7 protein-coding genes are annotated in these 7649 nt (G+C 70.7%); 4 read left to right on the forward strand and 3 right to left on the reverse strand.

Translation table 11 applies throughout. From position 1 onward, the window contains the following. Positions 1–54: 54 nt before the first annotated feature. Both BHU15_RS32600 and BHU15_RS40510 read right to left on the reverse strand, forming a co-directional pair. Positions 55–1509 carry a PepSY-associated TM helix domain-containing protein gene (locus BHU15_RS32600; protein WP_069630432.1) on the reverse strand — a complete coding sequence of 485 codons (1455 nt, stop codon included), beginning with the start codon at positions 1507–1509 and terminating at the stop codon, positions 55–57. 60 nt (positions 1510–1569) lie between these two features. Next, positions 1570–2136 (reverse strand): hypothetical protein, encoded by a 567-nt coding sequence (locus BHU15_RS40510; protein WP_255293267.1) that lies wholly within the window; start codon positions 2134–2136, stop codon positions 1570–1572. A 236-nt stretch (positions 2137–2372) separates the two neighbouring features. Between BHU15_RS40510 and BHU15_RS32610 the strand changes: the two genes are divergently transcribed. The 4 genes from BHU15_RS32610 (at position 2373) to BHU15_RS32625 (ending at position 7182) form a co-directional block, all read left to right on the forward strand. Then, the gene (locus tag BHU15_RS32610) at positions 2373–3392 is read left to right on the forward strand and encodes an NAD-dependent epimerase/dehydratase family protein (protein WP_069630434.1); all 1020 of its coding nucleotides are present in this window, start codon (positions 2373–2375) and stop codon (positions 3390–3392) included. A 195-nt stretch (positions 3393–3587) separates the two neighbouring features. Then, positions 3588–4868: a sensor histidine kinase gene (locus BHU15_RS32615; protein ID WP_069630435.1), complete on the forward strand. Its 1281-nt coding sequence runs from the start codon at positions 3588–3590 to the stop codon at positions 4866–4868. Then, on the forward strand, positions 4853–5506 hold the full coding sequence (locus BHU15_RS32620; RefSeq protein WP_031231861.1) for a LuxR C-terminal-related transcriptional regulator: 654 nt from the start codon (positions 4853–4855) through the stop codon (positions 5504–5506). Before BHU15_RS32615 ends, BHU15_RS32620 begins: the two co-directional genes overlap by 16 nt. A gap of 152 nt (positions 5507–5658) precedes the next feature. Continuing rightward, positions 5659–7182 carry a DUF1996 domain-containing protein gene (locus BHU15_RS32625; protein ID WP_069630436.1) on the forward strand — a complete coding sequence of 508 codons (1524 nt, stop codon included), beginning with the start codon at positions 5659–5661 and terminating at the stop codon, positions 7180–7182. Between the two features lie 67 nt (positions 7183–7249). Here the strand turns inward: BHU15_RS32625 and BHU15_RS32630 are convergent. Continuing rightward, the coding region (locus BHU15_RS32630) for a hypothetical protein (protein WP_107422974.1) at positions 7250–7649 on the reverse strand (400 nt) is incomplete at its 5' end.

Genomic DNA, 7649 nt, shown 5'->3' on the forward strand with positions numbered 1-7649 from the left:
CGCCACGAGTGAGAGAGGCCCCCGCCGGTCCGCCCGGCGGGGGCCTCGCGCCTGCTACGTGCCGGCCTTCACGGCGCGGGCGCGCGCCACGGCGCCGAGCACCACGTCCAGGACCAGGAACGCCACCAGCGTGATGCCGAGCAGCGGTACGAACCAGCCGACCAGCGCCGCCGCCGCGATCAGCGGCAGCAGCACGGACAGCGGCACCTTGCGCCACGCCCCGCGCGCCATCGGTTTGCCCACGCCCAGCTTCCGGTCCTGGGTGGGCCTGCGCTGCCACCACATGCGGTAGCCCCACACGATGATCAGGATCAGCGAGAGGGCGAGTGCGGCGAGCAGCAACTGGTTGACGAGGCCGAACGTGAGCCCCATGTGGGCGTCGATACCGATGCGGGTGAGCTGGGCGAGCAGCGGGTAGTCGGCGAAGCGCAGTTCGTCGAGGATGAGCCCGGTGCCGGGGTCGACGGCGACCGAGTCCAGCCGGACCGGGAAGGTGTTGTCCCGCTGCGCGACGACGTACGCCGTGCCGTCGGCGGGCGGCTTCACGACGACCGGTCCGTCGAGCCCGGCCTGGCGCGCGGCGGTCAGGGCGTTGTCGATGCCGATGTCCATGCCCTCGTGGTCACCGCCGGGCCCGCTGTCGCCGCCGTGGCCCTCGTGCCCTTCGTGGCCCCCGGCCCCGGCCGCCGAGCCCTCGCCGCTCTTCAGGGTGGCCGAGACGACGGGCGTGGCGCCGCCCAACTGGTCCTGTACGGCGCCGATGTTGGCGCCCGCGTACGTCGACCAGGTCAGCCCGGTCGCGGACAGCAGCACGAATCCGGTGGCCGCCCACAGCCCGAGCGAACCGTGCCGGGAGAGCGTCCTGCGGCGTCCGGTGGCGCCGGGCTCGGGTCGCAGCAGGGCCCGCTTGGAGGTCCGTCTGCGGCCGATCCACAGCAGCAGCCCGCCGAGCGCGACGACCCACAGCCAGCTGGCGGCCAGTTCGCTGTAGATACGGCCGGGTTCGCCGAGGTGGAGGTGGCGGTGGAGTTCGGAGAGCCAGGTGCGCAGCGGGAGCGCTCCTGAGCTGCCGTAGCTGTCCAGTTCGCCGCGTATCTGGGCGGTGTGCGGGTCGACGAACACGGCCAGCGACTTGCTCTCCTCGCTGTCCGGCATCGTCATCAGGACCCGGGTGGACTCCTCGTCGTCGGACGAGGGCCAGACGGCGGTGACCTTGCCGTCGGGGTGCTCGGCGCGCGCCGCCTCGACCTGGTCGGTGAGCATGGCCGTACGGTCGCTGTCCGGGGAGCGCAGTTCCTGGCGGTAGACGATCTTCTCCGCCTGGTACGAGAGCGAGTAGAGCAGCCCCGTGGTGGCGGCGATCAGCAGGAGCGGGGCGACGAGCAGGCCGGCGTAGAAGTGCAGCCGCAGGACGAGCGGGCGCACCGCGCCCCACGTGGTGGTCGTTGGGGCGGGCGGCTTCTTGCCACCCGTCTTCTCGGCGCCCTTTACAGGGTCGTCAATGGCCATGACTGTCCTAGGAGTTGGCGTGGCACGGGGAAATGGACCCCCGGGCCCGCCGAGGCCGGATCAGACCATGGCGGCGGCGGCCCCGGAGGCCGTCGTACGGATCGCGGACGCGCCGTGGGCGGGCGGGCCGCGCCGGGACACGGCGTGGGCCAGTACGGTGCCGCGCGGCCGGTGCGGCGCGCGGGTACGGTGCCGGGGCCGTACGGGCGGCGGTACGGCGAGGGGCCGGGGCGCGGCGAGGAGCAGCCCGAGCGGGGTGAAGGCGAAGGCGGCGACGGTCTCGGCGAGCCGGAAGAAGGCGGCCTCGCCCCGGGCCAGCCAGAGCGCGCAGACGGCGCCGGCGAGCAGGTGGGCGGCGAGCATGCCCGGGGAGGTGTCGCCGACGGCCGTCAGGACGGCGCCGACGACGCCTTCCGCGCCCGTACCCGCACCCGTCTCCCCCATGTCCGCCGGCGCGTGACCGTGGCCGGCCGACGGCATCGCGCCGTGCGTCCCGGCGGCGGCGAACGTCACATGCAGCGCGGCCTGCGCGGTGAGCACGGCGGGCGCGATGAACCCGACGCCCCGGCGGCGCCCGCCCGCGAGCCACGACAGCCCGGCGATCACCCCGAAAGCCAACGCGAGCACACCAAGCGGAAGTTCATGGGTGGATGCGGACGAATGCCCCACCGCCGCCAATGTCACACACACCGCCGCGAGGATCGCGGCCCGCAAGGCGCGCATCGGCGACCGGGCATCTGTCATGGTGCGCTCATGCTGCCATCCCAGTGGCGTGTGCGGCAGATGGTGCGTACGGCGCTGACCTGCTATGCCCGCAGCAGAACGGATCCGGTAATCGGACAACCGCGTGGCAGGGTTCGTTCATGAGACTTCTGATTCTGGGTGGCACCGAGTTCGTGGGCCGTGCCGTGGCCGAGGCGGCGCTCGCACGGGACTGGCAGGTGACCGTCTTCCACCGGGGCCACCACGAGCCGCCGGAGGGCGTCCGCGTCCTGCACGGCGACCGCACCGCGCCGGACGGACTGGCGGCCCTCACGGGCACGGCCGACCTCCACACGTCCGACCCCGACGCGGCCCGATGGGACGTGGTCGTCGACACCTGGTCGGGCGCGCCGTCCGCCGTGCTGGCTGCGGCCCGGCTGCTGGCCGGCCGGGCGGAGCGCTACGCGTACGTCTCCAGCCGTTCCGTGTACGCGTACCCGACCCCCGCCGGTCTGACCGAGGACGGCCCGCTGGTGGACGGCGCGTCGGCCGACGCCGGGCAGCTGGACTACGCGCGCGACAAGCGCGGCGGCGAACTGGCCGCCGAGGCGGTCTTCGGCGACCGCGCGCTGCTGGTGCGCGCGGGCCTGATCCTCGGGCCGTGGGAGAACGTGGGGCGGCTGCCGTGGTGGCTGGGGCGGATCGCGCGCGGCGGCCCGGTGCTGGCACCGGGGCCGCACGACAACCCGCTCCAGTACATCGACGTACGCGACCTCGCCGAGTGGACCCTCGACGCGGCGGCGAACGGCCTCGGGGGCGCGTACAACCTGGTGAGTCCGCCGGGTCACAGCACGATGGGCGAGCTGCTGGATGCGTGCGTGCGGGCCACCGGGGCGCGGGCGGAGCTGCGCTGGACGGATCCGGACACGATCCTCGCCGCCGGGGTGGAGCCGTGGACTCAGCTGCCGATCTGGCTGCCGCGCGGTGAACTGCACGACATGATGCACGCCGGGGATGTCTCCAAGGCCCTCGCGGCGGGGCTGCGGTGCCGGCCGGTGGAGCGGACCGTCTCCGACACCTGGGCCTGGCTGACGTCGGTCGGCGGCGAGGCACCGCAGCGCCCGGACCGCCCGAGGCTCGGTCTGGCGCCGGAGGCGGAGGCGGCCCTGCTGAGTGGTTAGGGGCGCCCGCGCCGTGGCCGCGGGGGAAGCCGTCGGCGGGGGTGCCAGGGGTGCCCGAGTGGTGCTAGGTACACCCCCGGTTGGGGGCGGAAACCGCTCCCGCCGGCACCTCCCGCCCGGCAGACTGATGGTCGTGCCCGTCAGTCGGGCGGGCCGGTCGCCGATGGGGCACGGGCGACGAGGAAAGGGACGACCATGAGCGGAACGAAGAGCGTGGCGAAACGAGTAGTCGTGGGGTCGGCGACCACCGCCGGCCGGGGGCTGGTGCTGGGGCTCACCGCCATCGTCGGTTCGATCACACTGTTCGTCCTCTCGGTCGTCTCGATCGCCCTCATCCTCATCGGTATCGGTGTCTTCACCACGCCCTACGTCCTGACGGCCGTGCGGATGCACGCCAACCGGCGCCGGCTGCTGGCGGCCACCTGGTCGGACGTCAAGATCCCGATCCCGTACCGCCCGATGCCCGCCGACCTGCGGACCGGTGTCACCGGCCAGGTGGAGCGGACCACGCTGATGCTCAAGGACCCGGCGACCTGGCGGGACCTGGGCTGGCTGATGGTGGACATGACGGCGGGCGCGACGGTCGCGCTGCTGTCCATGGGGCTGTTCGTCTACCCGCTGGAGGGTCTGGTGCTGGCGGCCGGACTGTGGCGGGTGTTCGAGGACGACGCGTACTGGTACGGCTTCGTCCCGGTCGACAGCCAGCTGACCGGCCTGTTCGCCGCCGCGTTCGGCGCCGGGATGTTCGCGGTGGGCCTGCGGTACGCCAACGACATCCAGCGCGGCTACTTCCTGCTGGCCAGGGCCATGCTCGCCCCCGACCACGACCAGCAACTGGCCCAGCGCGTCGCCCATCTCACCGAGACCCGGCACGATGCCGTGGACACCTCCGCCGCCGAACTGCGCCGCATCGAGCGCGACCTGCACGACGGCGCGCAGGCCCGGCTGGTCGCCATGGGCATGGACCTGGGCACGATCGAGGCGCTGATCGAGAAGAACCCGGCGAAGGCGAAGGAGCTGATCGCCAACGCCCGCAAGTCCTCCGCCGAGGCGCTGACCGAACTGCGTGACCTCGTACGGGGCATCCACCCTCCGGTGCTGGCCGAGCGCGGACTGGGCGACGCGGTGAAGGCGCTGGCGCTGCGGCTGCCGGTGGAGACCGACGTGCAGGTGGATCTGCCGGGCCGCGCCGACGCGCCGGTGGAGTCGGCGGCGTACTTCGCGGTCAGCGAGATCCTGACCAACGCGATAAAGCACTCGAACGCCGACCGGGTCTGGATCGACATGACGTACGCGGAGTCCATGCTGCGCATCACCGTCGGTGACAACGGGGGCGGCGGCGCGACCATCGGCGGCGGTACCGGGCTGAGCGGACTGGAGCGCCGACTCGGTACATTCGACGGCATCCTGGCCGTCAGCAGCCCCGCGGGCGGCCCCACCATGGTCACCGTGGAGATCCCTTGCGAGTTGTCCTAGCCGAAGATCTCTTCCTGCTCCGTGACGGCCTCGTCCGGATGCTGGAGGCGTACGACTTCGAGGTCCTGGCCGCCGTGGAGACCGGGCCCGAACTGACAAAGGCATTCGCGGAGTTGAGGCCGGACGTCGCCGTCGTCGACGTCCGGCTGCCGCCGTCGCACACCGACGAGGGCCTCCAGTGCGCCCTCGCCGCACGCCGGGACCGGCCGGGGCTGCCGGTCCTCGTCCTGTCGCAGCACGTGGAGCAGTTGTACGCACGCGAGTTGCTGGCCGACGGCAACGGAGGCATCGGCTATCTGCTCAAGGACCGGGTCTTCGACGCCGACCAGTTCATCGACGCGGTACGCCGGGTCGCGGGCGGCGGTACGGCGATGGACCCCCAGGTCATCCAGCAACTGCTGTCTCGCAGAACGCAGGACAAGCCGATCGGGCAGCTGACGCCGCGTGAGCGGGAGGTCATGGAGCTGATGGCCCAGGGGCGGTCGAACGCGGCGATCGCGGCCCAACTCGTCGTCACGGAGCGGGCGGTGTCCAAGCACACGTCGAACATCTTCGGGAAGCTCGGCCTGCCGGTGTCGGACGACGACAACCGGCGTGTGCTCGCGGTGATCGCCTATCTGGACCGGGGCCAGCAGTGACGGGTTGAGGGCATCCGCCCGGTTTGTTGCTGGAGATTTCTATGAATTCTCGACGTGGCTGAACAGGCCGCGAATGACGTCCGTATGGAACGGAGCGCTTCCTCCCCACGCCGGAGATCCCCCTGAACCGGCACCGAAGCTTGAGGAGTTCCATGGGACGCACAAGAAAACGCTCGACCGTGGCGAACCGGGCCATCGCGGCCTCGGCCGCCTTGATTCTGGGCGGGGGTGGGCTGGTAGCGGTAAATGTCTACGCATCCGCGGGAGAAGGCCGCTCCGGTCAGGAGCAGCGGATCCAGAATGCCGGACGGCAGATGTCCACCATCGACTGTCCGGAGGTCGCGAATGAGCTGACCAAGGTGCCGAGGCGGGCCCGCGCGGCGGTCGACCGGGAACTGGCCCGGATGGATACGCAGATCACCGACGCGTACAAGCGGTTCGCCGACAACAAGGCGAAGCTGGAGAGGGATCCGAAACTTACCGAGAAGAAGATCCTCAAGCCGCTGAAGCAGAAGAGGCTCGCCAGTCTCAAGAAGATCCGTTCCGCGCTCAAGCGCGCGGGGCACTGGCAGAAGAGCCTGGACTCGCTCGCCCCCTGCACCATGCGGCCCGATGACGACAGCACCAACGAGGGCGACCCGGGCGGTGGCCAGAACGGTGGTCAGGGTCAGAACGGCGGTCAAGGCCAGAACGGTGGCCAGAACGGCGGTCAAGGCCAGAACGGCGGTCAGGGCCAGAACGCGGGCCAGGACGGCGGTCAGGGCGGCGGTGACGGCGGCCAGCCGCCCGGCAACGGCCCCGAAGCCTCCGACTTTGTCGACATCCAGTCCATCGAGCCGAACATCCAGCAGCCCCAGCCGGGTGAGCAGGCGTCGACCGGCAACTTCACCACCGAGTGCGGGCGTAACGAGAACGGTCTCTTCAACTCGGACAACGTCATCGCCGCGCCCGGTGTGAGCAACGGCGCCCATCACAAGCACGACTACATCGGCAACCAGGCCAACAACGCCTTCGCCAGCGACGACGACCTGGCCAACGGTGAGACGACCTGCAACGAGCAGGGTGACAAGTCCACGTACTACTGGCCGGTGATCCGCCTCCAGAACGGTCAGAACGAGGCCGACGCGAACGAGGACGGCGGCGGCAAGGACGGCAACGTCGGAGAGATCCAGACGCCGTCCGAGGTCACCCTCCAGTTCGTGGGCAGCGCGGTGTCGAAGGTCACGGCCATGCCCCGCTTCCTGCGCATCATCACCGGTGACGCGAAGGCGTTCGTCAACGGCGACGCCAACGCGAATGCCTCGTGGAGCTGCACCGGATTCGAGGACCGCCAGCTGAAGGACAAATACCCGATCTGCCCGGCGGGCAGCCAGGTGGTGCGTTCGTTCAATTTCCAGAGCTGCTGGGACGGGCAGAACACCGACAGCGCGAATCACCGCACCCATGTGGCGTTCGCCGATCAGAACGGTCAGTGCCAGGAGGGATTCCAGGCGATTCCACAGCTCAAGCAGCGGATCGTGTACGACATTCCGCCGGGGCCCGGATTCGCGGTGGACTCGTTCCCCGAGCAGTTGCACAAGCCCATCACCGACCACGGTGACTTCATCAATGTCTTCGACGAGAACGTGATGAACAAGATGGTCGACTGCATCAACACCGGCAAGGAATGCAATTAGCGGCGTGAAGTGATGTCGAAGGGCGCCGGCCGGGCTGTGTACGCAGCCCGGCCGGCGCCCTGTGACGTCAGCTCGGTTCGGGGTGGCCGGAGTGCCCCTCGGTGCCGTGGTCCTCGGTGCCGTGGTCCTCGCCGCCGTGGTCCTCGCCGCCCGAGCCGTGCTCCGGGGCCGTCTCGACCGTCCCGCCCAGCCTGCCGCGCAGCGACTCGACCACCTTCGCGTCGCCGCTGGCGACCCACCTCCTGCCGACGAGATACGAACCGCCGTAGTCGTTGGCCTCGTTGATCCACTCACGCAGGCCCCGGTCGGTCGCGAACGTGGTGAGGATGTATCTGCCGTAGCCCGTCTTGCAGTTGGCCTGACGCAGCTCCTCCGCGTCGGTCTGCACGTTCGGCTCGCATTCGGCCTTCTCGGCCAGTTGTTCGAGGCTCCCGGTCGCCGTCCTCGGCACCTCGGGAGCCTCGAAC

Origin of the sequence: Streptomyces niveus, assembly GCF_001723055.1 — a bacterium.
GTDB classification, from domain to species: domain Bacteria; phylum Actinomycetota; class Actinomycetes; order Streptomycetales; family Streptomycetaceae; genus Streptomyces; species Streptomyces niveus.